Raw genomic sequence first — 26658 nt, forward strand, 5'->3', positions numbered from 1 at the left:
CCCCTGGGAGTCAGCCACTGGCCGATATTGGCAGGCCACTCACGCCGCGATTCGCCAAGCGCGGCATGGCCAAGCCAAGGCCACCGCTGTCACGAGGGCATGCCGTTCAGATGGCTGCTTCCAGCGCCTCCCTGAAGGACTCCGCGGTCGTGGTCACGATGCGCGGGCTGTCGATCAGCGCCTCGTCGATCACGTCGGCGAGGCGGCGCGGGATCGACGGGTCGCGGTCTCTGATCGGCACAGCCGCATCCCGGAGCAGCACCATGATGGGGTCCACATTCGGCGGGAAGGTACGCGGTGTGGTCCCGGTCAGCATGCGGTACAGGGTCGCCGCCGTGGCCCAGACATCGACCTCCGGCTTGGCGTATTTGTAGTCCACGACCTGTGTGCGCGGCATATACGCCACTGTGCCCGCCACCGCCCCGGTGCGGGTGAGCCCCGACAAGCCGGCCTGGTCGAACGCCTTGGCCAGACCGAAGTCACTGATCTTTACGGCCGGGGGCGTACCGGATGCGCTGGATACGCCGCCCGCGCCGGACGCGCCGAGTGCCGTGAAGAGGATGTTCGACGGCTTGATGTCCCGGTGCACCAGGCCATGGCGGGTGTGGGCGTGGTCGAGCCCGTCGAGCACCTGGGCCGCGATCGCGACGGCCTCTGCTGGTGGCAGCGTGCCGCCCCGCGCGGTCAGCAGTTCCGACAGGGTGCCGTACGCGCAGAACTCGCAGGCCAGGTAGAACGTGGCGCCCTGCGAGCCGCTGTCGTGGTAGCCCACGATGCCGGGATGCCGCAGACCGCGGACGCTCTCGATCTCCCGCAGGAAGGCGTTCCTGGCACGGTGACCGACCGCCACCTCGGCCAGCAGCACCTTCAGCGCCACGAGCTCGCCGGTGTCCAGGTGCCGGGCGAGATGGACGACGCCCTGCCCGCCCCGGCCCAGCTCGCGCACCACCTCGTAGCGGTCCATGTCCGCCGCCCGGGACAGCACGCCCCGCACGAGGGCCTGGGGGTCCTTCCGGCATGCGCCGCAGATGATGTCGCCCGAGCGCCCACGGTCGGCGTACTCCGGCACGTCGCGCCCGCAGTGGGCGCAGTACGCCCGGGTCGGATCCAGTGGGGTGGCGCCGGTGGAGATCTCCACCCGCAGCAGCGTCCTGCCGATGCGCACCTCGTCGCCGTGGGCGAGGTCGCGTTCCGGGAACGCGGTGTGCGCGGCCTGTTGCGGCGTCTGGTCCGGCTGACGGCGGCCGATCTCCTCGCCGTTGACGAAGGTGCCGTTCAGGCTGCCGAAGTCCCGCACGCGCACGTCGGGCGGGTTGATGTCGAACAGGCAGTGGTGACGTGAGACGCGCCGGTCGCCGTCCGGCAGCCTGGGCCAGCAGTCGGAGGCCCTGCCGAGCACACAGGTCGTGCGTTCGGTGAAGGGGAACGTCCGTCCCGCGGACGGGCCTTTCAGCACCGACAGGGTGACGGACAACGAGTCCGCGGCGGGCTCCCGGTCCTCGCTCACTCCGTCGCCTCCCCGGGAAAGGCGTACTCCCAGTCGAGTTCCCAGACATGGGTGACGTGCCAGTCGTCGATCGAGGTGACGAAGCGATCGTCACCGCAGATCCCGAGCCACCTGATGCCCGCCCGGTGGCCTTCCAGGTTGCCCAGGCAGGCGCCGGTGCGAAGATCCCACACCCGTATCAGTCCGTCGCCCCCGCCGGTGACGGCGAAGCGGTCGTCGGCGCTGAGCACGACCCTGCGGCTCGGCGGGAGCACCGCTTTCCTGACGGTGTGCCGGCACTCGCCCATGACGAGGTCCCAGATGCGCATTGTCCCGTTCATGCTGACGCAGACACCCGTGCGGCCGTCCGCGGAGACGGCCACGTCGATGGCGTAACGCTCGTGGCCGGCGAGTGCATGGCGGCACTCCCCGGTCGACGTGTCCCACACCTTCACCGTGCCGTCCTGGTGGCTGGAGAGCAGTACGTTCCCGGCGCGGCTCAGGGCGTAACGGTCAGGGCCCCACTCGGGGCTTTGCAGCACATGGCGGCATGTCCCGGTCTGCACGTCCCAGATGCGTGGCACGCGCTCGTATCCCCAGGAGAAGGCCAGGCGCCCGTCGGCGCTCATCTGCATGCCGAAGACCGGGTCGGAGTCGGTGTGACCGACGAGTTCCCCCCGGCCCGCGCCGGTCACCAGGTCCCACACGCGGATGCCCTCGTCGTGTGCGGTGAGCCCGACCCTGCCGTCCCCGCTCACCGCCACCTGGCCGACCCGGTCCGTGTCGGCGCGCAGCACATGCACGCACCGTTCCCGCTCGACGTCCCAGACCTGCGCGGTGCCGTCCCGGCCGCCTGCCGACAGGGCGATGCGGCCGTCGTCGCTGAGGACGAAAGTGCCGTTCCCGCCGCCGGCAGCATCCAGCAGGTGGCGCTGCCTGCCCTCCCTCAGATCCCCTACCTGGATATTCGGATCCCACAGCTTGCCGCCGCCATCGTCAGTACCGCGGCTCAGCACCAGTGGTGCCCTCCGGGCCGCCAGACGGGGCTCGCGGCCCAGGACGAGCGGGGTGTCGCGCAGCCACGCCCCGGACAGCGTGATGCGCTGCCCGATCCGCGGCGCCACGTCGTACCAGCGGTCGAGCAGTGGGCGGTGCCGCCGGTAGCCGGGTACGGCCCGGGCCCGGCGGATCTCCTGGGCCGCGGCGCTCAGGCGGCCCTGGGCGATCAGCTCGGTCGCGCGGTCCAGTGTGCCGCGCACCACGCTGCTCTCCCGGAGCCGGTCGGTGGCCGCGCGCGGGCGCGGGTAGCTCCATGCGGCGGCCGGCCCGGCTCCTGTCCATCCCCGTACGGTGAGGGTGCCGACGTAGGCGCCCACCAGCACGGTCCTGCCGTCGGCGCCGAGCGCCACCGCCGTGGGCTGTCCCTCTCCAAGCCAGATGCGCAGGCACCGTCCTGTGGTGGTCTCCCACAGCTCCATGGCCGGGTCCTGGGCGAAGAGCGCGTGGCTTCCGTCGGCGCTCACGGCGAAGATCTGCGACGGCGGTCCGGGACGGGTGATGATGCGGCGCCGCCGAGTTGCGACGTCCCGGACATGTACGAAGCCTTCGGGTTTCCCGAGCGGCCACTCCCCGCTGACGACGGTCCGGCCGTCGGCACTGAGGACGGCGGAGGAGAGGTCTGCGTCGATGGCGCCCAGCAACTCGCCGGTGCGCGGCTCCCAGCACGGTGACGAGCCCACTGCCTGGAACACGAACGCGAGGCGCCCGTCCGCGCTGAGCGCCACGCTGCGGGCCTGTGGACCTGCGGGTCGCGCCCCGGCATCACCCGGTCGACCCCAGGGGTCCGCCGCCAGTGTACGCAGGTACCTGCCGGTGCCGGCGTCCCACACACGGACACCTCCGGCGCCATGTGCCGTCAGGGCGAGCCGGCCGTCCACGCTCATCGCGACCCCGAATGCCCGGTCCATGCCGCTTCCGTCGGCGTGGGTGAGGGTGTGGCCGAGTTGGCCGGTGCGCAGGTCCCAGATCTGCGCCGGGCCCTGGTAATCGCTGGTGACAGCCCGGTGTCCTGCCCCGTCGATCGCCAGGGAGATGACACCGTGCTCGCCGTCCGTCACCTGCACCGCGAGGACGCCACGGCCGGCGACGAGGTCCCAGACGCGGACCGTGCCGTCCGAGGAGGCGGAAACGCCCCGCTGCCCGTCCTGGCTCAGCGCGACGGCGTTCACGCTGCCGCTGTGTCCGGTCAGGACCCGGGGCGGCGCGGGCCGGGGGGCACTCTCAGCCCGGTCGAGTGCGGCGGTGATCTCATCGGAGTCGTCGGAGTCGGCGGAGTCGCCAGGTCGGCGTCCGGCAGCGGCCTCCCGCAGTGCCTGACGCGCGGACTCGGTGTCGCCTCGCTCCAGGTGCACCAGGCCCAGCAGGTACGCGCCCGTCGCGTCTTCGGGGTGCGCCGCACGGACCCGGACCAAGTCGCCGATGAGCTGGGCGTCGGTCTTCTGTCCGGCACGCCACAGATGCAGGCCCCGGTTGTACACCGCGTACGGGTTGTGGGGATCGGCTTCGACGGCCTGCCGCCACAGCTCTTCCGCAGCCCAGCTGTATCCGAGGTCCAGCATCGACAGGGCCTTGTTGGACAACTCGTCCGCGAGCCCTGCCGCCGTCTGCGGCTCAGGGCGCGGGTAGGGCTCCCCGCACGCCTCGGCGTAGACGGCGGCCACCTCGCCGGCCAGCTCGCCCATGTCGCGGGGCCGTACGGCCGGGTCATGGGCGAAGCAGCGGCCCAGCAGCGCTGCAAGACCGTCCGGCATGGCGGCTCTGCGGTCGGACGCCCGGTCTTCGAGGTACGCCGCGAACGCCTCCGCGCCGGTCTGCCCGTACCGGGACGGCGGGCGCCCCACGAACATCTCCAGCACGGTCAGCGCCCACGACCAGGTGTCGGTCGCCCGCGTGAGATGGGTTCTCGGCCGCCCGGAGTCCGCTGTCCAGACGGCCGCCTCGGCCTGCTCCGGCGAGCAGTACGCCGGGGTCATGCCGCCGAACCCGGCCAGCACGCTGGCACCCGGCGGGACTGATGTGCTCTCCCCGGCGGCGGCACGGGCCCTGGCCAGACCGAAGTCCGTCACCTTCGCCGTGCCCTCGCCGTCGAGCAGCACGTTGGCGGGCTTGACGTCCTGGTGCACGAGGCCGTGCTGGTGGGCGTGTTGCAGTCCCCACGCGGTCTGGACGGCGATGTCGAGGATGCGGCGCAGCGCTTCCCGGCCACCGCCCGCGTAGAGATGCCCTTCCCGAACGGCCTCAGCGAGGCTGCCCCCGTCCAGCCATTCGGCGAACACCCTGGGCACGCCCCCCAGCCTGCGCACATACACACAGTTCGCCGTGTGCGGATGCTCCCCCAACCCCACCCACGTCGCGGCCTCGGCCTCGAAATCACGCAGCCCCCTCTCGGTGGCGACCAGTTCGGGCCGGGGCGCCTTCACCGCAAGTTCCACGTTCCACCCACGGTGCAGCACCCGGTGGACAAGACCCATCCCCCCGCTGCGGATCACATCCCGGACCTCGTACAGACCGAGGATCACCTCACCCGGCCGCCACACAGCCGGCACCTGACCATCCACCACCTGCCGCTCCCCTCCCAGCCGACCACACGAACACTAGAAGATCACTGAAAATGTTGCGGGTTCTGGCCCCGGCCCGGTAGGGCCGGGGTCAGTCTTGTAGGCATGCAGGGGGAATGGGCCGGGGAGATGGTCGGGCCGGATGTGTGGGAGACCTGCCGGGAGTTGATCCCGGCCGGGAGCGTATTTGCGTTTCTGGCCGAGCACCGGGAGGCACTGTTCCCGCCGTCGATGTTCGCGGACATGTACCCGTCGTCCAACGGCCGTCCGAGTCTGCCGCCGCAGGTCCTGGCCGCCACCGTGGTGCTGCAGAGCCTGCAGGGGCTGTCGGACTTCGAGACGGTCCAGGAACTGCGGTGTGATCTGCGGTGGAAAGCGGCCTGTGGGCTGGGCTTGTACGACATGGCGTTCGATCCGTCGCTGCTGACGTACTTCAGGCGCCGGCTGCGCCACTCGGCCGAGCCGATGCGGATTTTCACCAAGGTCAAGGAGGTCGTGGCCGCGACCGGGGTGCTCAAGGGCAAGCAGCGGCGTGCTGTGGACTCCACCGTCCTCGATGACGCGGTGGCCACCCAGGACACCGTCACCCAGATCGTCTCCGCGATCCGCCGGGTGATCCGTGATGTCCCTGGAGCCCAGGAGGCCGCCGCGGAGCACTGCCGCGCGCACGACTACACCGACCCGGGCAAACCGAAGATCGCCTGGAACGACGAGCAGGCGCGCGCTGCGCTGGTGGATGCGCTGGTCACCGACGCCCTCAACCTGCTCGGGCGCCTGCCCGATCGTGAGCTGGGCGAGAAGGCCGCGAACGCGATGGGCCTGCTGGCCCTGGTCGCCGGGCAGGATGTGGAACCGGCCGAGGACTCCGACGGACGCGATGGCCGCTGGCGCATCGCCCGGCGCACCGCGCCCGACCGGACGGTGTCCACCGTCGATCCCGACGCCCGGCACATCCACAAAAACCGCACCCGCCACCAGGACGGATTCAAAGGACACGTCTCCTTCGAGCCGGAGAGCGGGCTGTTCACCGCCGTCGCTGTCACCGGCGGCTATGGTCCCGGCAACCACGAAGCGGCCGTTGCCCGTGATCTGCTGGACGGGGAGGACGGCGAGTTAACCGTGCTCGGCGACTCCGCCTACGGCACCGGCGAGCTGCGCGAACAGTTGCAGGCCGCGGGCCACACCCTGGTCATCAAGCCACCGCCGCTGCGGCAGGTGATCCCCGACGGCTTCACCATCGACGACTTCCGCATCGACCCAGCCGCCGGCACCGCGACCTGCCCAGCCGGACGAACCGCCAACCTCGGCCAGATCAAAGCCGACGGGGCCCGCACCGCCCAGTTCAAACGCCTCTGCGTCGGCTGCCCCCTGCGCGAGCGCTGCACCACATCCAAGACCGGACGCACCCTCAACATCCACCCCCAGCATGAACTGCTGACCGCCGCCCGCCGAGACGCCGCCGACCCGGCCTGGCAGGCCGAATACCGCAGATGGCGGCCCCCGGTCGAACGCGCCATCGCCTGGCTGGTCGCCAAGGGCAACCGACGCGTCCCGCACCGCGGCGTCATCGCCAACAACCTCTGGCTGCACCACCGCGCCGCCGCCCTCAACCTCCGCCGACTGATCAACCTCGGACTCACCCGGACCGGCACCACCTGGCACCTCACCCCGGCCACCACATAGCGAAAAGGGCCGCCCGGCCCACGGCCGGACAGCCCTCAACAAGATTTTCAGTGATCTTCTAGATGATCGATTCCAAGGGATCAGCTGCGCACGTCCACCCCGTCACGGTAGGAGTACGACCGCGCCGACCACACCCCAATGAGCACTGTGCATCGAGTGGTTGCAGGTCATGGGTCTGGCGTGTGCTGTCTTCGGCGTGCTTGTGCTGGTCGTGAGCGGCAGTCTGGGGCGTAGATCGTCTGGCAAGGGTGGGTTTGCGGTTTCCCGCCCGACGTCGCGGGTTGCGTCCCTACGCTCCGGCGTATGACGGACCCCGAGGTGCTGGAGCGGATCACCGCGCGACTGCGTCACGAATCCATCGTCACGCCAGAGAGACCCTAGGCCGTGCCCGCCGACGTGCTGATGCTTGGTCGAAGCCTCAGGGCGATGAGTTTCGCGGTTCACCGCGGTCTGTCTCTCGACACCCTCGATCAACCGTCCGAGGAGGACATCATGACCGTCATCTGCACCGCCGGCATCTTTTCCACCGTCGATGGCTTCGGCGCCGCCCCAAAGCCCGGCACCTGGGGTGGTTACTGGGACAAGCAAGGACCCGAGTTGGTCGACCACTGAGCTGACCCCGGTTTCGTGGAGTCCCTGAAGCCAGGCTTATGACCCTGGCCCGAAGGAGAACCACGAGCAGTGCCAGCACCACGTAAGTACCCGGACGAGCTCCGCGAGCGGGCCGTCCGCGAAGTCCGCGCCACCGGCCGCCCGGTCGCGCATGTCGCCCGGGACCTGGGCATCCACGAGGAAGCCCTCCGGCAGTGGGTCCGCCAGGCCGAGGCCGACATCGGCGACCGGGACGACCGGCTGACCACCGCCGAACGCGAGGAGTTGAAGCAACTCCGCAAAGAAATCGCGGAGTTGAAGCGGGCGGACGAGATCCTGAAGGCCGCCAGCGTGTTTTTTGCCCTGGAGATCGACCGTCCCCGGACGAGGCCGAGCATGCGCCTTCCGCCTGCACTGGTGGACCGCCGAGGCAGAGGAAGGCGAAGTCGTGATGCATCCGGGCGAGGTGAGCGACGTGCGCTGGGTCACGCCGCGAGAATTCTCCCGGCCTCAGCCCGTCTTCGCGGCCGACCGCGTGTTCTTCGACCGCGTACTGCCGCAGCTCTGACGCCTCAAGTCGCTGTGTGGGCGGTCGGCAGGTGCCGTCGGCCGCCCACCTGTTTCGACGTCCGGGACCTGTACGCTCCGGTCGCCAATGTCCTAACGCCCATGGCTTCCCAATGGAGAAGTCAAGCCGTGTGGGTTCAACCAGACGACCGGATAGTTTGTGCGCATGGCGGTAGGTGGAAACTCGGCGTATTCGGACGTTGGCGGGCTTGCACCGCTGGTGGAGTCGGCGGTAGGGCTTGCAGCGAGCCTCGGCTTCGATCACTCGTGTGCCCCGGAGCAGGGTCAACTGCTCTCGGTCCTCGCTCGCGGCTGGCGCGGTGGACGGATCGGTGAGACCGGAACGGGCTGCGGCGTCGGACTGGCGTGGATGGTCGAAGCGACCGACCCGACCACGTCCTTTGTGAGTATCGAGCTCGACCATGGACGAGCCTCGGCGGCCGCCGAGCTCTTCGCGGACCACCCACACGTCCGCGTAGAGCAGGGCGATTGGCGGGGACTTGTCGAGTACGGCCCGTTTGACCTGCTCGTCTTGGACGGCGGGGGTAAGGGCAAAGACCCGTCGGTCGACTCGCCGCTGGATCCAGCCGCGGGATGGCTGGCGGTTGGGGGGACCGTCGTGCTTGACGACTTCATTCCCGCCGGCGCCCCGGGTGCCGCCGAACATGACGCCGCGCGACGCCACTGGCTGGAGCATCCGCTGCTGAGTGGGACTGAGATCCGCCTGTCACCAACCTTGGCGACGATCGTCGCAGTACGTGTCCGATAGCGCAGCGCCGAGCGTCCTGTCTCCACGGCTCGGCCTTAGCACCGTCGTTCTCCCAGTTGCGAGCCGCGGCTAGCCGGTGGGCTGGGGCGGGGTGACTCCGTAGAGGCGCCGGTCACGGATCAGGGCCCACAGGACGTTGACTCTGCGGCGGGCAAGGGCGATCACGGCCTGGGTGTGGCGTTTGCCGTCGGCGCGCTTACGGTCGTAATACGTCTGCGAGTTGGGGGCGTAGCGCACGCTCATCAGAGCGGACATGTAGAAAATGCGCTGGAGACCTCGGTGATAGTGGCGCGGGCGGTGCAAGTTCCCGTTGCACCTTCCGGAATCATGCGGTGCCGGAGCCAGGCCGGCGCAGGCTGCCAGTCCGTCCGGGCCGGCGAAGTCCGCGAGGTCGTTGCCGATCGCGGCGAGAAACTCGACGCCCAGCAGCGGGCCAATGCCGGGCATGCTGGCCACGACCTCGGTCAGCTCGTGAGTTCGGAACCGGGCCTCGATGAGCCGGTCGGCCTCGGCAACCTTCTCATTCAGGACCTGGACCTCCTGGGCGAGTGTCCGAACCAGCTGGGCGATCGCAGCCTCGCCCGGGGCCCGTATTTCAATAACTGTCAGCGACGGGTTCCCGCGGGGGTTGTTCGGGCGTGTAGCTGTTCCAATGTGCGGGCGGGCGATCCGGGTATCGGCGTGATGAGGATCCGGTGCAGGTCCAGGAGCCGTTTTGCGTCCTGGTACTGGATGGACAGGTTGGTGCGGTTGACACCCAGTAGTTGGGCCAGGAACGTCATGGTCACCGCTCTGCGGCGGCGGAGGATGGCTGCAAGGAGCCGGTGGGTGTGGTCCACGCTGCTGGTCTGTGGGTGGCGGTAGCTGCGCGGGCGGTGGAAGCGTCGCTGGAATGCTGCCTCGGCCAAGGCGTCCCAGAAAGGCTCCGAGACCGCCACCAGATGCTCGAAGGCGGTTCGTGACATGCCGGTCAGGGCCGGGTCGGTGAGCATCGCGGTGAGGGCCGGGTCGGTCCGGTGTGTCTTTGCCGGCGCGTCTGGCGCTCGTCGTGGAACGGGAGACAGTGTGTAGTTCCAGTCACCGTGGAAGGTGTTGGGTGTGATCGGAAGGGCGTGAAACTCGGCGGGTGTGACGCTGATGCCGAGGCCGTAGCTGCCTGTGTCCAGTTCGGCCCCGATGGTCAGGCCGGTCCTGGTGGTTGTGGCGGCGATGGTCTCCAGGACGACCTGGTAGCTGGTCAGCGGCCGCCCCCGCCAGTTCGCGGTGATGTGACAGAACATCCGGTGCTCTATCTTGTTCCAGTGTGTCCTGAATGCAGAGGGGAATTCGATGTAGGACGAGTTTCTTGAAGCAGTGCTGCGTGACCGATGAAGGATTGGCCCTTCGAAGTCGCCCTGCGGGGGGAGGCTTCAAACCGCCTCATGCCGCGTTAGCCGAAGACTGTCGTGGTGAGCGATGAGGAAAAGGCGTCCGAGAGGCGTCAGGTGGGGATCAGGGAGACGAACGCAAGTGAATCGTTGCTGACGTGTCGAAAAGATTCCGACGACATCAAAACCGGGGAGCTTGGAACCGTCCCGGGATAAGCCTGGCGGGAGCCCGCCGACTGGCCAGGCGGTGTCCGGCATGGAGACGACGTGAACCTGATCTGCCGCGGTCATGTGGAACAGGAGAAGGCGCGTACCGATACAGCCCGTCCTGGTAGGGCCGGGCGAGAGGGAGCACCCCGAGCGGTCGTGCCGTGAAGGGGCCGAGTACCGATGCGGAACGCGCCGGCGGACCGGCTCGTAGTAGTGGGGAAGCTCCTGTAATGGGGGTGGAGCGAAGGGGCCGGGTCGTTCGTGACTGTGTTGATCGCATCAACCGGACGGTGTCCGGGAGGAGTTCGGTGAGCCAGTTGAAGTCACAGGCCAAGCCGTTTGAGATTTCTAAGTGGGAAGTCAAGGAAGCATGGGAGGAAGTCAGGGCAAACAGGGGAGCACCGGGAGTGGACGGGCAGAGCATCGCCGACTTCGAGGAGGACCTGAAGAACAACCTCTACAAGGTCTGGAACAGGATGTCGTCGGGCTCCTACTTTCCTCCGCCAGTGCGTGCGGTGGCCATTCCTAAGCCGCATGGCGGCGGTGAGAGAATCCTCGGGATTCCCGCCGTCGCTGATCGTGTGGCTCAGACCGTAGTGGCCCGGCATTTGGTGCGACGGGTGGATCCTATTCTCCATCCGGACAGCTTCGGATACCGGCCCGGACGGTCCGCCTTGGATGCCGTGGAGAAGTGTCGGGAACGCAGCTGGAAACGGGACTGGGTTGTCGAGTTCGACATCTCCCAGTTCTTCGACAGTGTGCCCTGGGACCTCCTGGTCAAGGCTGTGGAAGCGCACACCGACGCCGTTTGGGTGAAATTGTATGTGCGGCGGTGGCTTGCTGCCCCGCTCAAGATGCCCGACGGCACCCTGCTGGAACGGGAGTGTGGGACGCCACAAGGAGCCCCGGTTTCTCCTGTTTTGGCGAACCTGTTCCTGCACTACGCGTTCGACGTCTGGATGGTCCGGGACTTTCCGACCGTCCCCTTCGAACGCTATGCGGACGATGCGGTCGTGCACTGCGTCACCGAGCGCCAGGCCCGCCAGGTGCTGGCCGCGCTCTCGGACAGGATGGCCGAGGTCGGGCTGCGTCTGCACCCGGCCAAGACCCGGATCGTGTACTGCCAGGACGGATTGCGGCGCGGCTCGTACGAGCACACGTCGTTCACGTTCCTGGGGTTCAGGTTCCAACAGCGCCAAATGCGGGACAGGAACGGCCGCATCAGATGGTCGTTCCGTCCCGCGGTCAGCAGGGACGCCCTCAAACGACTCGGCGAGGAGGTCCGTTCCTGGCGGCTTCACCGGCGGGTCAACCTCACCGTGGAAGAACTCGCGCAGCGGATCAATCCGATCGTCGCGGGCTGGATGCAGTATTACGGCCGGGTTCTACCGATCGGCCTTGTATCCACTTCTGATGCGCATCAACGCCTACCTGGTGCGCTGGCTCCGCAACAAGTACAGACGGTTTCGCGCGATGAGGAAGGCCATCGCGGCCTTCCAGCGGGCAGCCAAGCGCCGCCCGGGGATGTTCGCGCAGTGGAGATGGGTCAGTTCCCCCTCCTTGGCCTGGTGATCAGGACGACAAGAGCCGTATGACGAGAGATCGTCACGTACGGATCTGTGGGAGCCGGAGGGTGCGAATCCCTCCGGCTACCCGACCTTCGACGTCCTCGGCGGTAGGTGACAGACCGTGATTTCCAGGCCGCTCTCTCGTGCGAAGGTGGCAAGGTTGCTTTTCCAGGTCCAGCGGCGGGGGTCGTTGGAGCCGCCGGAGTCGGCGGTGATCAGGAGCCTGCCGGCATTCGGGTGGTCCGCCCGTCCGCGGTTTTGCCACCAGCGTCGGATGGACTCCACCGCGAACTGGGCGGTGTCGTGGTCGGTGCCGACGTTGACCCATCCGCTGTTGTTGGCTATGTCGTAGATCCCGTAGGGGATCGCCATGGGCTGGTCGTTGGTGGTGAACGTGTGGCAGTCCACCTTGATCGCGTTCTTGCCCGGCCGCCAGGTGCGACCGGGCCGGTCCCGGTTGCCGAGCCATTCCTTGGCCTTGGTGTCGACGCTGATCACCGGCTGGGCATCGTTGAGGAACGCGGCGGCGGTGGCATTGAGGTGGGTGAACTGGGCATCGCGGTCCGGATGGCTGATGCCCTCTGTTGTCTTCGCGGTTCCCTGCAGGCTGTAGCCCAGGGTGTGCAGCAGGTGTCCGACGGTTGAAGCGCTGACCGGGTGGCCCTGTGTGGCGAGGGTCGAGGCCAGGGCCCGTAACGACAGCGTGGTCCACCGCAACGGGGAGACGGGGTCGCCTCGGGTGTGCGGCTCGATCAGTGACTCCAGCGCGGGCAGCAGACCAGGGTCGGTGTCTGTCAGCCGCTTGCGGCCCGCACCTGGAGCCCGCACCCGCAGGGTCGGTGAGGGGCAACCGGCCAACTCGGCCATGCCTCGCGCGATGGTTGCAGTACTGGTGCCGGAGGCGGCGGCGACCCGGACGATCCCGCCGCGGCCGAGGGCCGTCGCCTCACTGGCCAGGTACAACCGACGGCGGCGCTCATCGAGGTGTGGCAGGATCTGATCGAACTTGGCCCGCAGAGCACGAGCGGCAACGCGGCCTGACAGACACGAGGTCATACCTCAGACTCCCACCAACACCCCCTCTGCCGAGCACTAATTGAAATACGGGCCCCCGGCCGCACGGAGAACTGCCAGATCGGCGTCTTCGCCGCATACGCCACCGTCAGAGGCCGGGCGCTGGTGGACCGGGAACTGGTACCTGCCGAAGTCCTGGACCTCCGATCCGAACCGCTGCGCCCAGGCGAAGATCCCCGACAAGCGCGCGTTCGCCACCAAGGGCGACCTTGCGAAGGCCGTCATCATGCGGGCGCTGGCCTCGTCGCTGCCGATCGTCTGGGTGACCGCCGACTCGGCCTACGGCCAGGAGTGGCGGCTGCGCCGCATGCTGGAGGAAGCCGGCGTCGGCTACGTCCTGGCCGTGCCGAAGTCCCAGCACGTGCACGCCGTCGGCCGCATCGACTTCGTTATCGCCCAGGCCCCCGACCGCCTGGGAACGCCACTCCTGCGGGCCGGCGCGAAGGGGTCCTGCGTCTACGACTGGGCTGCAGCCCGGCTGCCCGCCATCGACGACTTCGACGGCGATGAACCCACCCACGACCGGTGGGTGCTGGCCCGCCGCAGCCTGGCCCGCCCGGACGAGATCGCCTACTACCTCGCCTACGCGCCGACCGGCACTCTCGTCGCCGAACTGGTGCAGATCGCCGGGACGCGCTGGGCGATCGAGGAGACATTCCAGGCCGCGAAGAACGAGTGCGGCCTGGATCAATACGAGGTCCCCGGTATCCGGGCTGGTACCGGCACATAACCCTGGCCATGCTCGCCCGCGCCTTCCTCGCCGCGATGGCCGCCGCCGCAAGGACCGAATGGGGGGCGGCAGAAACGGTTCCGACGCCCTCGCACCGCTCACAGTGGCGGAAATCCGGCGACTCCTGGCAGTTGGCTGCGATCGCTCGCTGACGCAGCTGCGGCACACCGGCCACGCACTGAACTGGTCCCGCTGGCGCCGCCGTCACCAGGCCACCGCCCGCCACTGCCACTACCGCCGCCGCACACGAGGTCACGAACTCCCGCCACCTGACACAGCATCAGCCAAGTACACTGACGAACATGCCCATGACCAGCAGGAATAGCGAACTGCAACTGGAGTACTACTACTCCAGTCGTAGATCGTGATCTTCACGTCTGAATCACGGCTTGTCGATGGTAATGGCTGGCCTGGGCTCGGGCCTGGTGACGGCGTCGCCAGGCGGACCGGCGGAGCCGGTGCGCCACGTCGCGCATGGGCCGGACGAATGCTGTGAACAGTCGCTGGATTTCGTTGCAGGTGAGCGGGATCAGCCCGTCCGGGGCGGGATGGCGGGCGTGTTCGTCGGCGCGGACGACGGCGAGGAAGGCGTGAGCATGGCCAGGGTGACCCAGCGGGACCATGAGATGAAGCGCCGGACCTGGTGCTCGTCCAGTCCGGCCAGGCCCTTTCCGGCCCTCGGCCTGGAACGTCTCCTCCACCCGCCATCTCGACCGGCGACGCGGGCCATGGTGGTCAGGGGCACCGGGGCGGGCGACCAGCAGCGGTAGTAGGCGAGTTCACCAGTGGTGCGGTTGCGGCGGATCAGCAGCCGGTGACAGCCGGGCCGGGGTTCGGCCAGGCCGATGACGGCCCAGTCGTAGAAGCGGTGGCCCTTGGCGCCGGCCCCGGCCGACAGCTTCTGCCAGGCTCGCTTCGGCGCTCTCGCGGCCAGGGCGTCCGCGCGGAACTTCCCGGCACCGGTGGTCATACTCACGCACGTCATCACGCACGCGGTCGGCATCCCACCTGACCCGGCCGAGCAGGTGCTGCATGCCGTCCGGACTCGCCTCCCCAGCCCACTCGGCGATCGACCAGCAGTTCTTACGTGGCAGGTCGACAGCAGCCTCAGCACCAAGTCCTTCACCCGGCGCCGGGGCTCCATCCGCGCGAACCGGCCCGCTATCCGGCCCATCAGGACCTCAAAGCCTCCTGCCAGCGGGCGCGGTCTACGCTGTGACCTGCGGCCACGGCACGAGCGTCAGTGTTCACACACCGATGATCAGCGGTGGCCGCCGCAGCCTTCCCGCGGCCGGCCCACCAGCAAGATCACGCTACGGCTGGATTTCTAGGTCACGCTGATACCAGGTGCCTTGCTTACCGCCGAGGTCGGCCGGGTCGGCCGGGCCAACCGGGACGAACCCGGCTTTGGCCAATACTCTCTGGGACGCCACGTTTTCGTAGGAGGTGGCCGCCCGCAGTGTGCGCAGCCCGTGCCGCGCCGCCGCCAGCCGGCACAGCTCCCGGACAGCCGCGGTCGCCACACCGCGGCCGGCGACATGCTGCGCAACCCGGTAGCCGAGCACAGCAGCACCGTCCTCGAAGTCGTAAAGGTTGAACCGGCCCAGAACCGAGCCATCCTCAGCGACGAGCACGTGGAAGGCGCAGATGCCGGCCTCTTGCTCATCCAGCAAGGCGCTGTGCCGGTTGGCGAACTGGTCGTAGAACTCGTCGCCGCGGTCGGAGACCGAGGCAGCGAAGTAGGCGCGGTTCGCCAGCTCGAACGCCAAGACCGCCGGGGCATGGCCGGCATGCAGCCGTTTCAACTCGGGCATCGCCCGACTCTACCCAGATGATGCGCTGAGGCCACCTGAGTTTCCGCCAGCGGCAGACAGCCCCAAGACCAGGGCACATAACGATCTACGACTGGAGTAGTAGTTGACCCGTCGATCATGGCGTGGGCGAGCCCTCGGTGAGTGACATCCATTGTCGGACAGTCTCCTGGTGGGAACCCGTTGCGGTGCTTGCGGGCACTGCCTACGCGTCCAGGCCGGAGCACGGCGCTCCCGCGCGGGTCAGCAGGGCGAGCGGCCACTCGGGGCCCGCGCCGCTCGGGGCTCCGTCGAAGGCGGTCCAGTCCCAGGGCCCCTCGAACAGCCAGGCCCGCCCGGCTGCGTCGGCGACCTCATCGCCGGGCCGGAGAGCCGCGTACGGCCGCATCAAGAGCTCAAAGGTGAAGGGGATCCCGTCGCCTGGGTGAAGGGTGTAGCCCGTGCCGTAGAGATGGCTCTCGTCGGAAACTCGCGGTAGGAAAGGCCGCGGCGCAGCACAGCCACTGTGAACGGGGGGCGTGGTAGCCAGCCCGTCTCCAGCGGAGGATCGTGGTGGTCGACAGCCGTCACGTGCACCACCGTCGGAGGTACTCCGACCCGGCAGAAGTGCCCCGCCTTCAGTTGCTCGGGCGGCGGGTCGGTTCGGAACGGCTCCGCCTCGACTTCAGGCGCGACGCGCCCGCCGCTGTTCACACCCAGGGCGACGGTCCCGTTCCAGTGCATGAAATCGCTGCCTGCGTCGATGTCCCACCACGGCCATCGCACCGACACGTGGCCCCCACGTCATGCCCTGTTCGACTCTGGCCGGCGTGAAGGGGCAGGCGACCGACAACACGTCACCGACCCGGAAATCCCCCGAATCCGTCATAGGACCAGGCTCGAGGGGTGCCCAGGGTGAACCGGCCGCGGCCGGTTCCGGCTGTGATCCGTACGGCGCTGTACGCGGCCGGTGTGCTCGCCCGCCGGATGCTGCTGCTGGCCGTGCTGCTCGCCGCCGTCCTCGCCGCCGTCGAGCTGCTTCCGGGTGACGCGGCGCTCGTCACCTCCGAGCGCCGGGGAGAGCGCGGCCGACCTCGCCCAGCGACGCCATCTGCTGGGCCTGGACCGGCCGGTGACGGAACGGTTCTGGGACTGGATGACCGGCCCGCCCACCGGCGACCCTTGGCACCTCCACCCGCGGCGAGCAGGTCGCCGACCTGCTCGCCCGCCCTTTCCCCAACACGCTGCTGCTCGGCGGGCTCGCACTGCTGGTGACCCTCGTCGCCTCGGTTGCGCTCGGCTGCTGGGCGGCGGCCAAGCCGGGCGGCCCACTGGACCGGGCCGTGTCGGCGAGCGCCACCGGCATCCTCGCGCTGCCCGAATTCGTCGTCGCCGTCGCCCTCGTCCTCATCTTCGCGCTGTGGACGGACTGGCTGCCCGCCGTCACTCTCACCGACGCCGACGGCGCCCCGCCTCCTGGCAGATGCTCGTGCTACCCGTCCTCGCCCTCGCCATCCCGCAGATCGGCTGGAACACCCGCACCGTGCGGGCCGCCCTCGCCGACGAGGCCAAGGCCCCGCACATCGAGACCGCCGTGCTCGACGGACTGCCCCGGCACCCCAACCCCGACCTCTGCCTGGCCCAGGACTGCGGGCACTGCCATGAATGGGGCACCGTCGTCACTCCCGACGGCCACCACGAGCTGTGCCCGGCGTGCCAGAGCCGCGCCGGCGGAGACTTCGCTCCACACGTGTGTGACGAAACGGTCGGACGCGCGGCCGCTCACCCGTGACGCTCGCGAGCCCGCAAACGTAAGGCTCTCACCGTTCGGGCAGCTCGCGGCGGAGGCTGTCCATCGCCTTCTTCACGTCTTCGAGCTGGTCACCGTGGACCCGCAGGCGCCACTGCATATGTTCCATCCGCGCAGACATCGCCAGCGCGGCGAACGTCTGCGCCAACTCCGCTGCGCCCGCCTGCCCCTCCTGCGCTTCTTCGCCTAGATGAGAGCCATCTTCTCGTACCCCATGGCACGCTTGGGCGCTTCGCTCGCGGTCATCCCCAACCCCCTGTAGATCGACAGGACTTCCCGTTGTACCGAACGCACCGCCAGCAGGTGTGCGTCCCCAGCGGAATCCGCGGCCTAGGCCTCGGCGAGGCGCTGTCCGACTACTGGGGGGTGCCTCTATGTCTTTCGTCAAGCGGGGCGTGGTGTTCGGGGTTCGTAGAAGGTGCCGTCGCGGAGCATCGCGAAGAGCACGTTGATGCGTTGTCGGGCGAGGCGGAGGAGGGATTGGGTGTGGGTCTTTCCTCTGGCCCGGCACTTGTCGTAGTAGGTGCGGGAGGCGGGGTCGTGCAGGGCGGCGAACGCGGACAGGAACATCGCGCGTTTGAGCTGGCGGTTACCGCCTCTGGGCGCGTGTTCGCCGTGGATCGAGGTTCCCGAGGACTTGGTGGTCGGGGCGAGGCCGGCGTAGGAGGCCAGGTGGGCGGCGGTGGGGAAGCCGGTGCCGTCGCCGACGGTGACCAGCAAGGTGGCGGCGGTCCTGACGCCGACGCCGGGCAGCGACGTCAGGACCTTCGAAAGAGGGTGGTCCTCCAGCAGGGCTGTGATCTGGGCTTCCGTGGCCCGGCGTTGTTCGTGGACGGCGCCGAGCGAGCGGGCCAGCGACGGGATCACGATGTCGAGGGTGCCGGTGCCGGGGACCACGACGGTCTGCTCGTCGAGGGCGTCGAAGACCTCGTCGATCAGCCGTTTCGCCATGCGCGGGGCCTTGGGCCGGATGACCTCGACGAGCTTGCGGCGTCCGGCCTTTCGCAAGCTGGCGGGGGATCCGTAGCGTTCCAGCAGCCAGGTCACGGCCTGATGGTCCAGACGCGGTCCGAGGACGCGTTCCAGCGATGGGTGGAACTGGGTGAGCAGGCCGCGGATGCGGTTGCTGGTGCGGGTGGCCTCGGCCGCGAGGTCCTGGTCGAAGCCGACGAGGACCGTGAGCTCGGCGGTGATCTCGTCGGTGAGTTCCAGCGAGCGCAGCGTGTGCGGCATGGTGCGGGCCGCGTCGGCGATCACGGCCGCGTCGCGGGCGTCGGTCTTGGCCTCGCCGGGGTAGAGGTCGGCGATCCGCCGCATCGACAGGCCCGGCAGGTAGGCGACCTTGCAGCCGGCATCCCGGGCCACCGTCAGCGGCAGGGCGCCGATCGAAGCGGGCTGGTCCACGATCACCAGGACGCTGCCGAACTTGGCCTTCAGCTTCTCGAAGACGTCCCGCAGTTTCGGCTCGGTGTTCGGCAGTTGCTTGTCGAAGACCTTCTTGCCGACCGGGGTGAGTCCGTGGCCGTGATGGTTCGTCTTGCCGACGTCCAGGCCGAGGAAGACGCCTATCTCGTCGCTGTCGTTCAAGCCGTCCTCCCGAACGGATGTTGTGCGTGCTGGCCTGGGCGTTGGCGTCGTGCGCGCATCCACGTTATGCAGACCTGCCGCCCGTACGCGGCCGGGCGTTGCGCTCGGCCAGGCGGTAGTCGGACCTCTGACTTGTTGAATCAGACCCAGACGCGCGGTCTGCAGCCGTAGCGTCCAGGGTGCCGACCGGCACGGGCTCGCGTGACCTCATGCCGCCCCAACTCGGGCTGGCTCATGATGAGTTTGCCGCCGCCGGTCGGCACCCGCGCGGTGTGGCTCGACAGAGGCGTGACCAATCGACGCTGAGACTTCAAGTCAGAGTGCCCACCGCACCCGTCCCATCCCACTCGACCTGGGCAAGGTGCACGTGATCACTATCGGTATCGACCCCCACAAGTCCTCCCACACCGCCGTCGCCGTCGACGCCGCAGGACACCAGCTCGCCCAGCGCCGCTTCGTCGTCAACGCAGGGACCGTCCGGCAGCTGACGCGCTGGTGCGAGCGGTGGCCCGAGCGCCGCTTCGCCGTCGAAGGCGCCAAAGGACTCGGCCGCAGCCTCGCCCAGCAGCTCGCCGCAGCCGGCGAGCACGTGGTGGACGTGCCCTCCACCCTTTCCGCCCGGGCCCGGCTCCTGGCCACCGGCGGGGACCGCAAGACTGATGCGGCCGACGCCCTGCACGTCGCTCAGGTCGCCCTCTTCCGACACGACCTGCGCAAGGTCGAGCCCGAAGACCAGTCGACGATCCTGCGGTTGCTGACCGAGCGGCACGATGACCTGGTCAACGAACGCACCCGCATCATCAACCGCCTCCACGCCGTGCTGCGAGACCTGCTGCCCGGCGGCGCCCCCACCCGCCTGTCCGCGGAGAAGGCTGCCGCCCTGATGAAGGGCATCCGTCCAGCCACCGCCACCGACTGCTGCCGCCGCGACCTCGCCCGGGATCTCCTTGTCGACCTGCGGCGCGTCGACCGCCAGGTCCGCGACAACGAGGCCCAGATGCGTGACGCTCTGGCCGCCGCCCGCACCGCGCTGACCGCTCTGCCCGGCTTGGGCACCGTGCTCGCCGCCAAGCTCCTTGGACACGTCGGCGACGTCACACGTTTCCCCACCGAGCACCACTTCGCCAGCTACACCGGCACCGCGCCCCTGGACGCGTCCAGCGGCAAGAACACCCGCCACCGCCTCAACACCGGAGGCAACCGCGCGCTGAACTCCGTGCTGCACATCATCGCGGTCTGCCAGATCCGCGACGGCGGCCGAGGCCAGGACTACTACCTGCGGAAAATCGCCGAAGGCAAGACGCCTGCAGAGGCCCGCAGGGCCCTCAAACGACGCCTGTCGAACGTCGTCTACCGCACACTCAAACGCGACCGCCACACGACTCTGGCTCCGACCGCTTGACACACAGAGGCACTCATCAGCGTCTCCAACGGCGCCTCTCGGGCCCGGTGGCACCATCCCCCAGGTCATCTGTTCGACAGGGGGGACCAGTCATGCCGGGCCCGGAGGCCAGCGGCCCTCTTGCAGGACCGCGGAAAACATAACGGGGGTGCTGGACCGCGAGCTACCCGGCAAGACCGTCCGTGCGGAAGCGGACCTGCCGGGATGGCTGTCCCTCGTCGGCGCCTACCTGCCGGCTAGCCTGCCGCGCAGGCCAGGCTCCAGAGGCCGTACGAGCCGCTGACATACGCGCCGTTGTCGACGTGGCCGGTGCGGAAGTAGAAGCAGGCGTCCTCGCTCATCGACGTGTTGTAGATGTGCGCGTCGTCGAAGTCGAATCCGGTGTATCCGCCGGTGTAGTCGTGGGCCCACTTGGCGTCGCTGGTGGACGGGGTTCCCGTCGTCGGGTTCGTGGCCTGAAGGCGCACGCCCTTGCCGTCCGAACAGAGGTCGAGCATCCGGAAGACTTCGCCGTAGCTGGAGAAGCCCGTCGTTCCGCAGGTGTTGCTCGAGTTCGCGCGGTCGTCGATGGTGTAGGCGTGGGCCGAGGTGGCCGTCGCAATGGTGATCGCCGACGCGGCGAGGGTGGCCACGGCTATGCGTCTGAGCTTGGGCATGCCTGATTCTCCCTGTGGATCTCAGGTGGCGCGGTGTTCGCAAAAAATCCGCGATGGTGAACGGACTATGCCCAAACTTGATCTCTGAACAACCTCTGCTTCGCCGTCGGGTGTCGTCGGCCTGGTCGAAGACGACCATCAGGCGCGGCACATCGTCGAGGTCGCCGTCGAGGTCGGTGCGGCGCTGGAGCTCGGTGGCGATGCCGACCTGGGCGTCGTGGATGCCGGCTTTCCCTCTCCGCCCGCGAGTAGTTCGCCAGTTCATCCTGGGGGTCCCCACCAGCACCTGGCGCAGGCTCGCCCCGATGGCCGGCCCCGCCCCGAAGCCCAGCGCGCACCGGGCCGCGTCCACGTCGTCCAGGACGGCGCCGCGCACCAGCAGCTTGGCGGCCCCCTCGTCCTGGTCTGGGACCGTGAGAATGACGGTGCCTCGTTCGAACCACGGTCTGGCTCGGTCTGGGACTGACCTTGCTGTCCAGAGAGTTGATCTGCCGGCCGTGGTGCGAACGGGCATGCCGACCCGGCGGCGGGCAGGTCCGTTACCGACTGAAGGCCGTCGGGCGGGGCGGAGGTCTCGTAGTAGTCCGAGCGCGAGAGAGGCGCGTACATGGCGAAGGAGACCAGCAAGTCAGTAGTGGACGTTCCGGAAGGTCAGGAGGCTGTCGCCGGTGAATACCGACGAGCTTGACTCGGTCCTGTTCGGGGCAGAGCGCAGGGTACTGAAGATCCAGACCAAGCTGCACTGTTGGGCCCGTGATGATGCTCATCGCAGGTTCGATGATCTGCTCAACCTCGTCGCCGATCCCGCGTTCCTTCTGGTCGCGTGGGACCGGGTGCGGGGCAACAAGAGGGCCCGCACGGCTGGAGTGGACGGGCGCACGGCCTGGTCCATCGAGGCCGGGCAGGGTGTCGGGGAGTTTCTCGACGGGCTGCGGTCACAGATCAAGGACCGAAGTTTCCGCCCGCTGCCGGTGCGGGAACGGATGATCCCGAAGGCGGGTGGCAAGTTGCGCCGCCTGGGGATCGCCACCATCGCCGACCGGGTGGTCCAGGCTTCCTTGAAGCTGGTGCTCGAGCCGATTTTCGAAGCGGACTTCTACCCGTGCTCCTACGGGTTCCGCCCGAACCGTCGCGCTCATGACGCTGTGGCCGAGCTGCGCTACTTCGCATCCCGCTCCTATGCGTGGGTCGTCGAGGGCGACATCACGGCTGCTTCGACGAGATCTCGCATCCGGCCCTGATGGACCAGGTGCGCAAACGAGTCGGGGACAGACGCGTCCTGGCACTGGTGAAGGCGTTCCTCAAGGCGGGCATCCTCGGCGAGGACCGCATGCTGCGAGAGAACCGCGCCGGAACCCCGCAGGGTTCGATCCTTTCGCCGTTGCTGAGCAACGTGGCCCTGACGGTCCTTGGACGAGCACATCGCCCAAGGACCCGGTGGGCCGGCGGCCAGCCAGACGGAACGGGCCAAGCGCCGCCGTCACCACCTGCCCAACTACCGACTCGTGCGCTACGCGGACGACTGGTGCCTGATGGTTGCGGGCACGAAGGACGACGCCGTAAGCCCTACGAGAGGAGATCGCAGGGGTCCTGTCCACGATGGGTTTACGCCTGTCGCCGGAGAAGACCCTGATCACCCACATTTATGAGGGCCTCGATTTTCTCGGCTGGCGCATCCAGCGTCACCGAAAGCAGGGCAGCAACCGGCACTTCGTCTACACCTATCCGTCCGGCAAGGCCCTCAAGGCCATGACCGGCAAGGTCAGGACTCTGTGCCGGACGATGGACACAAGCCAGCCGCTCGACGCCCTGCTGCGTCAGCTCAACCCGGCGCTCAAGGGCTGGTGCGTCTACTTCCGGCCCGGCGTGTCCAGTGCGCAACCTTCGCCTACCTGAGCTACTACACGTGGCGCCAGGTCGGGAGCTGGTTGCGCCGCAAACACCGCCGGTCCACCTGGAAGGCGGCTCCGCCGCCGCTACTGCGACGTCGGATGGTGGTCGGCCTCGGAGGAAAGACCACTGTTCAACCCGGCAAAGGTAAACCACCACGCGTTACCGCTACCGGGGAGCAGTCATCCCGAACCCGTGGCCCAGCCTGGAATGAGGACAACACACAGACCCTGAACAGGGCTTGTGGAGCGCCCGGTTGCTCGGAAACGGGCACGCCGGGTGCGGGAAGCGGTCCGGGGAAACGGGCCGGTCGACGAGACCGGAACCGCGCCCCGGATCGACTTCACCGTCCACAAAGCCGCCGACCTGCGGCAGTGGGCGGCAGCCCGGGAGTGGCTGACCATCTACTACCTGCCGCCCTACGCACCCGACCTCAACCCCGTCGAAGGCATCTGGTCTCTCCTGCGACGCGGATGGCTCTCCAACGTCGCCTTCAGTACCCCCGAACACCTCGACCAGCGCATCCGACGCGGTTTACGCCTCATCCAGTACCGCAGTCACCTCATAGACGGCTGCCTCGCCGAGACCGGCCCGACCATCGGACCCGCCTGTTCAGCGACACGACACCACGAGTTCAACCTCAAGTGGAGGAGTTCGAGAGGCCGATGGAGAAGCAGCCGACCGAAGTCCGTGCGGCCCGAGGGGGCCCCTCAGGCCGCCATCAGGGCCGCCAGGGCGCGGTCCATTGCGGCGTTGAACTCCTCCGGCGTCAGCGGCAGACGGGACTTGACGTCTCGACTCCACTGGTCGGCGAGGACCTCGGCGGAGCCCGCCTCAACACCGTCGAGCGCCGCGTCGGCCAGGTCCGACGGAGCGATCTTGTCCACGGGCCAGCCCGCCGCCATGTCGGTGTCGGCCAGACCGAGGTGTACCGCTGTGACGAGCGTGCCCTGCTCGGCGAGCTCCAGGCGGACACCGTTGGTCATGGCCCAGGCGGCGGCCTTGGTCAGGTGGTAGGCATTGGCGCCCTTGCCCCCGAACCACGACATGGCGGAGAGGACGTTGACGATCGCGCCCTCGCCGTTCCTGGCGAGCGCCGGCGCGAACTCCCGGATCATTCCCAGGTGGCCGAACATGTTGGTCTCCAGCTCGTGCCGCACCGCGTCCAGCGAACCGGTCACCAGGTCGGTCCCCGTACTGATTCCCGCGTTGTTGATGAGTAGTGAGACGTCCGTTGCGGCCTCGGCGGCGGCCCTCACGGATGCGGGATCGGCGATGTCGAGGGGCAGTACCTCGACCCCGGGCAGGTCCACGGTCTCCGGTCGGCGGGCCGTCGCGTAGACCTTGCCGGCGCCCCGTTCGAGCAGGCGCTGGGCGAAGGCGCGGCCCAGGCCGCGGTTGGCTCCGGTGACAAGGGCGACGGAGCTGTTGATATCCATGGCCGGTACGCTAAAACCTGACGCTAGCGTCAGAGGCAAGCGCTGGTCGTCAGGGCCAGGGGTGAGAGGAATCACCATGACTGTCACAGTGGCCGCAGCCGAGCGGTTGATCCGCATCGGCGAGGTGGCACGAGGTGCCGGCGTCTCGGTGCGCGCCGTGCGTTACTACGAGCAGCAAGGGCTGCTCATCGCGGAGCGCAGCCCGTCCGGCCAGCGCCTGTACCGGCAGGACGCCATCCCCCTGGTCCGCTTCTTCCAGCAGATGTTCGCCGCCGGCCTCACCAGCCGACGGATCATCGAACTCCTTCCGTGCCGGGACGCCGGGCACACCGACGCCGAGCAACGAGCCATGCTGCGAGCCGAGCGCGAGCGCATCCAGGCCAAGATCGACGACCTGCAGGCCGCCCTGGACCGCCTCGACGAGGTCATCGCGATCACGGACACGCACCCGTAGGCAGGTCGGCCAGACGTTTCATCAGCGATCTGACCTCGCTGTCTTGGTTGGGGCGATGAGGAGTCGTTGAGGGGGGAACTGCTGTCGGGCGGCCGACGCGATTTTCGGTGTTCGGGCAGGGCGGAGACCAGCGCGGTGGTCTGGTTCTCCAGGGTCTTTCCGGTCGTAGGCCGTCAGGGTTTGCCGGTCAGCCGGCAGGACGGTGTAGTGCGGCCATGCGATGGAAGGCCTTGACCCCTGATGTTGGACACACGAGGCCCTGAGCCTTTTGCAACCTCACGCTGACGTTGTGGTGAAGGGCGACGAGAGCCTGGTGAGCGCTCAGTTGGTGGCGAGGCTCGGTTCCTCCACGGCGACGCGCTTGCGGCTCTGCGCGGTCGCGAGCGTCAGGAGGAGAGCCAGCAGGGTGGCACCGGCTGCCGGGATCCCCAGCCACACCGGGGAGATCCAGTTCTGGAAGAGTCCACCGAGGGCTCCGCCCAGGGCGACGCCGAGGTAGATCGCCGAGGAGTTCAGCCCGAGAAGCACGGGCGTCGCGGCTGGCGCGTGGGTGACGAGGCGATGCTGTTGGAGGACGGACGGGGCGCCCACCAAGACACCCCATACCGCGGCCCAGGCGAAGGTGGTTCCGAGGGTCTCGATGGCCGGCCGGCTGACCAGCAGGACGATGATGAAGACGACAAGGGCGCCGAGCAGGAGCCGTTCCGCCGGGTAGTGATCGGACAGGCGCCCGGCCAGGAGATTGCCGCCCAGCACGCCGAGCCCGTACACGAACAGCACCCAGGTGAGCGTCGTCTCACTGCCGTCGGTCGTGTCCTCCAGGGCTGCTCCGATGTACGTATACAGGAGATACGCGCCGGTCAGGGCCAGCGTCGTGACGGTCAGGGTGCCGAGCACCCAGCGTTCCTTGAGCGGCTGGAGCCGGGCCCGGAATGTCGTGGGCGGAAGCATGATCTTGGGCAGGGCGAAGGCGACGCCCAGAGCCGCCACCAGGCCCAGCCCGGCGACCGCCCACAGGGTCACGTGCCAGTCACTGCGGCCGATGAGGGTGCCGAGGGGAAGGCCGATCGCGCTGGAGAGTGTCAGGCCGCCCAGGACGAAGGCCAGGGCGCTACCGCGGCGTTCGGGCGGGCTGACCACGGCAGCCGCGCTGGAGGCGGTGGAGATGATGATGCCGGCGCCGGCCGCGGTGATGACGCGGGCGGTCATGACGGCGGCGTAGGAGGTGCCCAGCGCCGTAGCGACGTTACCGATCGCGAAGACCGCCAGAGCAATCATCAGCGCCTTGCGGCGGTCCATGGAGCTGGTGGCCCAGCCGAAGACGGGGGCGGCGATGGCGAGAGTCAGAGCGAAGGCGGTGACCAGCTGGCCCGCTGTGGGGACGCTGACGTCGAGATCTTCGGCAATGGAGGGAAGAAGGCCAGCGATGATGAACCCGTCTGTGCCGACGGCGAAGGTCGCAAGCGCTAGAGGGGACAACCGCTTGTACACGATGCACCGTTTCCGCTGCTGAGGGGGTGGGATCGCTTCGAGAGCGGCAACGTAGCAAATAGGTGGATGGTTGTCCACGTATCAACTCGCGGGCTATTATCGGTCCATGACTTCGCAGACAGGCCGACGATGCGCGAACTGACACAACCGGCGGCCGAAGAGATCAAGCTCGCCGAGATCTTCCACGCCCTCGCAGACCCGGTGCGTCTGCAGATCATCGCGCAGCTGGCGGACAAGGGCAGGGACAGCTGCTCCGCCGTGGGCGAGAGCATCGACGTGCACAGGACGACGATGTCCCACCACTACCGGGTGCTCCGCGAGTCGGGGGTGACCTGGACCGAGGTGGAGGGCCGGACCCGGTTCGTCAGTCTGCGGCGCGACGATCTCAACGCACGGTTCCCAGGTCTGCTCGACGCGGTGCTGGCTGCTTGCACTGATCGCGACTGAGCCACTCGGCTGCCGTTGCCTCAGGGCATG

At 68.5% G+C, this 26658-nt stretch carries 23 protein-coding genes and 5 pseudogenes; 14 read left to right on the forward strand and 14 right to left on the reverse strand.

Features of this window, described 5'->3' with window-relative positions; translation table 11 throughout:
- Positions 1 to 106: 106 nt before the first annotated feature.
- On the reverse strand, positions 107 to 1507 hold the full coding sequence (locus Q4V64_RS53550; RefSeq protein WP_216377771.1) for a protein kinase: 1401 nt from the start codon (positions 1505 to 1507) through the stop codon (positions 107 to 109).
- On the reverse strand, positions 1504 to 5106 hold the full coding sequence (locus Q4V64_RS53555; protein ID WP_172629650.1) for a protein kinase: 3603 nt from the start codon (positions 5104 to 5106) through the stop codon (positions 1504 to 1506). Before Q4V64_RS53555 ends, Q4V64_RS53550 begins: the two co-directional genes overlap by 4 nt.
- Positions 5107 to 5208: 102 nt before the next feature.
- Here Q4V64_RS53555 and Q4V64_RS53560 point away from each other — a divergent pair, with 102 nt between their 5' ends.
- Positions 5209 to 6786 carry an IS1182 family transposase gene (locus tag Q4V64_RS53560; RefSeq protein WP_303708624.1) on the forward strand — a complete coding sequence of 526 codons (1578 nt, stop codon included), beginning with the start codon at positions 5209 to 5211 and terminating at the stop codon, positions 6784 to 6786.
- 384 nt (positions 6787 to 7170) lie between these two features.
- Positions 7171 to 7398 (forward strand): hypothetical protein, encoded by a 228-nt coding sequence (locus Q4V64_RS53565; protein WP_124445751.1) that lies wholly within the window; start codon positions 7171 to 7173, stop codon positions 7396 to 7398.
- 36 nt (positions 7399 to 7434) lie between these two features.
- Here Q4V64_RS53565 and Q4V64_RS53570 read toward each other — a convergent pair whose 3' ends face one another.
- Entirely contained in the window at positions 7435 to 7671 is a 237-nt protein-coding gene (locus tag Q4V64_RS53570) for a hypothetical protein (RefSeq protein ID WP_253267555.1), read from the reverse strand.
- 64 nt (positions 7672 to 7735) lie between these two features.
- On the opposite strand from Q4V64_RS53570, the gene Q4V64_RS53575 reads away from it, so the two are divergent.
- Positions 7736 to 7945 (forward strand): NUDIX domain-containing protein, encoded by a 210-nt coding sequence (locus Q4V64_RS53575; protein WP_172629640.1) that lies wholly within the window; start codon positions 7736 to 7738, stop codon positions 7943 to 7945.
- Between the two features lie 165 nt (positions 7946 to 8110).
- Positions 8111 to 8713 (forward strand): class I SAM-dependent methyltransferase, encoded by a 603-nt coding sequence (locus tag Q4V64_RS53580; RefSeq protein ID WP_303715309.1) that lies wholly within the window; start codon positions 8111 to 8113, stop codon positions 8711 to 8713.
- Between the two features lie 69 nt (positions 8714 to 8782).
- On the opposite strand, the pseudogene Q4V64_RS53585 reads toward Q4V64_RS53580, so the two are convergent.
- Both Q4V64_RS53585 and Q4V64_RS53590 read right to left on the reverse strand, forming a co-directional pair.
- Positions 8783 to 9280, reverse strand: a pseudogene (locus Q4V64_RS53585) (transposase); the annotation flags it as partial.
- Between the two features lie 18 nt (positions 9281 to 9298).
- Positions 9299 to 10014, reverse strand: a pseudogene (locus tag Q4V64_RS53590) (ISAzo13 family transposase); the annotation flags it as partial.
- Positions 10015 to 10598: 584 nt separating this feature from the next.
- On the opposite strand from Q4V64_RS53590, the gene ltrA reads away from it, so the two are divergent.
- The gene (gene ltrA, locus Q4V64_RS53595; RefSeq protein ID WP_303715312.1) at positions 10599 to 11885 is read left to right on the forward strand and encodes a group II intron reverse transcriptase/maturase; all 1287 of its coding nucleotides are present in this window, start codon (positions 10599 to 10601) and stop codon (positions 11883 to 11885) included.
- Positions 11886 to 11948: 63 nt separating this feature from the next.
- On the opposite strand, the pseudogene Q4V64_RS53600 reads toward ltrA, so the two are convergent.
- Positions 11949 to 12914: pseudogene (locus tag Q4V64_RS53600) on the reverse strand (ISAzo13 family transposase); the annotation flags it as partial.
- A gap of 40 nt (positions 12915 to 12954) precedes the next feature.
- Between Q4V64_RS53600 and Q4V64_RS53605 the strand changes: the two are divergent.
- Positions 12955 to 13662 carry a transposase gene (locus tag Q4V64_RS53605; RefSeq protein ID WP_253266602.1) on the forward strand — a complete coding sequence of 236 codons (708 nt, stop codon included), beginning with the start codon at positions 12955 to 12957 and terminating at the stop codon, positions 13660 to 13662.
- Between the two features lie 371 nt (positions 13663 to 14033).
- Here Q4V64_RS53605 and Q4V64_RS53610 read toward each other — a convergent pair.
- From Q4V64_RS53610 to Q4V64_RS53620, 3 genes and pseudogenes are all read right to left on the reverse strand, one after another.
- Positions 14034 to 14836: pseudogene (locus tag Q4V64_RS53610) on the reverse strand (hypothetical protein).
- A gap of 139 nt (positions 14837 to 14975) precedes the next feature.
- Positions 14976 to 15476 carry a GNAT family N-acetyltransferase gene (locus Q4V64_RS53615; protein WP_124436482.1) on the reverse strand — a complete coding sequence of 167 codons (501 nt, stop codon included), beginning with the start codon at positions 15474 to 15476 and terminating at the stop codon, positions 14976 to 14978.
- A 202-nt stretch (positions 15477 to 15678) separates the two neighbouring features.
- A complete protein-coding gene (locus tag Q4V64_RS53620) occupies positions 15679 to 15864 on the reverse strand; it encodes a hypothetical protein (RefSeq protein WP_253266603.1) in 186 nt (61 codons plus the stop codon).
- A 503-nt stretch (positions 15865 to 16367) separates the two neighbouring features.
- Here Q4V64_RS53620 and Q4V64_RS53625 point away from each other — a divergent pair.
- The gene (locus tag Q4V64_RS53625; protein WP_172628919.1) at positions 16368 to 16727 is read left to right on the forward strand and encodes a hypothetical protein; all 360 of its coding nucleotides are present in this window, start codon (positions 16368 to 16370) and stop codon (positions 16725 to 16727) included.
- A 208-nt stretch (positions 16728 to 16935) separates the two neighbouring features.
- A complete protein-coding gene (locus Q4V64_RS53630; protein WP_303715315.1) occupies positions 16936 to 17244 on the forward strand; it encodes a hypothetical protein in 309 nt (102 codons plus the stop codon).
- 28 nt (positions 17245 to 17272) lie between these two features.
- Here Q4V64_RS53630 and Q4V64_RS53635 read toward each other — a convergent pair whose 3' ends face one another.
- Positions 17273 to 17410, reverse strand: coding sequence for a hypothetical protein (locus Q4V64_RS53635; protein ID WP_172628920.1), 138 nt, complete (start codon positions 17408 to 17410; stop codon positions 17273 to 17275).
- Between the two features lie 236 nt (positions 17411 to 17646).
- Positions 17647 to 18849, reverse strand: a complete 1203-nt coding sequence (locus Q4V64_RS53640) for an IS110 family transposase (protein WP_303715317.1) — start codon at positions 18847 to 18849, stop codon at positions 17647 to 17649.
- A 367-nt stretch (positions 18850 to 19216) separates the two neighbouring features.
- Between Q4V64_RS53640 and Q4V64_RS53645 the strand changes: the two genes are divergently transcribed.
- Positions 19217 to 20251, forward strand: coding sequence for an IS110 family transposase (locus tag Q4V64_RS53645; RefSeq protein WP_303708632.1), 1035 nt, complete (start codon positions 19217 to 19219; stop codon positions 20249 to 20251).
- A gap of 236 nt (positions 20252 to 20487) precedes the next feature.
- Here the strand turns inward: Q4V64_RS53645 and Q4V64_RS53650 are convergent, their stop codons facing one another.
- Entirely contained in the window at positions 20488 to 20907 is a 420-nt protein-coding gene (locus Q4V64_RS53650; RefSeq protein WP_124436354.1) for a hypothetical protein, read from the reverse strand.
- A 668-nt stretch (positions 20908 to 21575) separates the two neighbouring features.
- On the opposite strand from Q4V64_RS53650, the gene Q4V64_RS53655 reads away from it, so the two are divergent.
- From Q4V64_RS53655 to Q4V64_RS55930, 3 genes and pseudogenes are all read left to right on the forward strand, one after another.
- Complete coding sequence (locus Q4V64_RS53655) at positions 21576 to 22148, forward strand: reverse transcriptase domain-containing protein (protein WP_303715320.1); 573 nt, start codon at positions 21576 to 21578, stop codon at positions 22146 to 22148.
- Positions 22149 to 22506: 358 nt separating this feature from the next.
- Positions 22507 to 22803: a group II intron maturase-specific domain-containing protein gene (locus tag Q4V64_RS53660; RefSeq protein ID WP_124436356.1), complete on the forward strand. Its 297-nt coding sequence runs from the start codon at positions 22507 to 22509 to the stop codon at positions 22801 to 22803.
- A gap of 342 nt (positions 22804 to 23145) precedes the next feature.
- Positions 23146 to 23406 (forward strand): annotated as a pseudogene (locus Q4V64_RS55930) (transposase); the annotation flags it as partial.
- A 101-nt stretch (positions 23407 to 23507) separates the two neighbouring features.
- Here the strand turns inward: Q4V64_RS55930 and Q4V64_RS53665 are convergent.
- Complete coding sequence (locus Q4V64_RS53665) at positions 23508 to 24236, reverse strand: SDR family oxidoreductase (protein WP_124436357.1); 729 nt, start codon at positions 24234 to 24236, stop codon at positions 23508 to 23510.
- A 76-nt stretch (positions 24237 to 24312) separates the two neighbouring features.
- Between Q4V64_RS53665 and Q4V64_RS53670 the strand changes: the two genes are divergently transcribed.
- The gene (locus Q4V64_RS53670) at positions 24313 to 24690 is read left to right on the forward strand and encodes a MerR family DNA-binding transcriptional regulator (protein WP_124436358.1); all 378 of its coding nucleotides are present in this window, start codon (positions 24313 to 24315) and stop codon (positions 24688 to 24690) included.
- Between the two features lie 321 nt (positions 24691 to 25011).
- Here Q4V64_RS53670 and Q4V64_RS53675 read toward each other — a convergent pair whose 3' ends face one another.
- Complete coding sequence (locus tag Q4V64_RS53675; RefSeq protein ID WP_303715322.1) at positions 25012 to 26169, reverse strand: MFS transporter; 1158 nt, start codon at positions 26167 to 26169, stop codon at positions 25012 to 25014.
- Between the two features lie 141 nt (positions 26170 to 26310).
- Between Q4V64_RS53675 and Q4V64_RS53680 the strand changes: the two genes are divergently transcribed.
- Positions 26311 to 26628, forward strand: a complete 318-nt coding sequence (locus tag Q4V64_RS53680) for a helix-turn-helix transcriptional regulator (RefSeq protein WP_124436360.1) — start codon at positions 26311 to 26313, stop codon at positions 26626 to 26628.
- Positions 26629 to 26658 lie beyond the last annotated feature (30 nt).

This window comes from Streptomyces sp. NL15-2K (genome assembly GCF_030551255.1).
GTDB lineage: Bacteria > Actinomycetota > Actinomycetes > Streptomycetales > Streptomycetaceae > Streptomyces.

What these genes read in the sequence shown, in the direction of transcription:
- Q4V64_RS53665 (WP_124436357.1), bottom strand. Translation starts at nt 24,236, where the DNA reads ATGGATATCAACAGCTCCGTCGCCCTTGTCACCGGAGCCAACCGCGGC.
- Q4V64_RS53560 (WP_303708624.1), top strand. Translation starts at nt 5,209, where the DNA reads ATGCAGGGGGAATGGGCCGGGGAGATGGTCGGGCCGGATGTGTGGGAG.
- Q4V64_RS53615 (WP_124436482.1), bottom strand. Translation starts at nt 15,476, where the DNA reads ATGCCCGAGTTGAAACGGCTGCATGCCGGCCATGCCCCGGCGGTCTTG.
- Q4V64_RS53650 (WP_124436354.1), bottom strand. Translation starts at nt 20,907, where the DNA reads ATGCCCAAGCTCAGACGCATAGCCGTGGCCACCCTCGCCGCGTCGGCG.
- Q4V64_RS53660 (WP_124436356.1), top strand. Translation starts at nt 22,507, where the DNA reads ATGGGTTTACGCCTGTCGCCGGAGAAGACCCTGATCACCCACATTTAT.
- Q4V64_RS53670 (WP_124436358.1), top strand. Translation starts at nt 24,313, where the DNA reads ATGACTGTCACAGTGGCCGCAGCCGAGCGGTTGATCCGCATCGGCGAG.
- Q4V64_RS53580 (WP_303715309.1), top strand. Translation starts at nt 8,111, where the DNA reads ATGGCGGTAGGTGGAAACTCGGCGTATTCGGACGTTGGCGGGCTTGCA.
- Q4V64_RS53630 (WP_303715315.1), top strand. Translation starts at nt 16,936, where the DNA reads ATGCTCGTGCTACCCGTCCTCGCCCTCGCCATCCCGCAGATCGGCTGG.
- Q4V64_RS53680 (WP_124436360.1), top strand. Translation starts at nt 26,311, where the DNA reads ATGCGCGAACTGACACAACCGGCGGCCGAAGAGATCAAGCTCGCCGAG.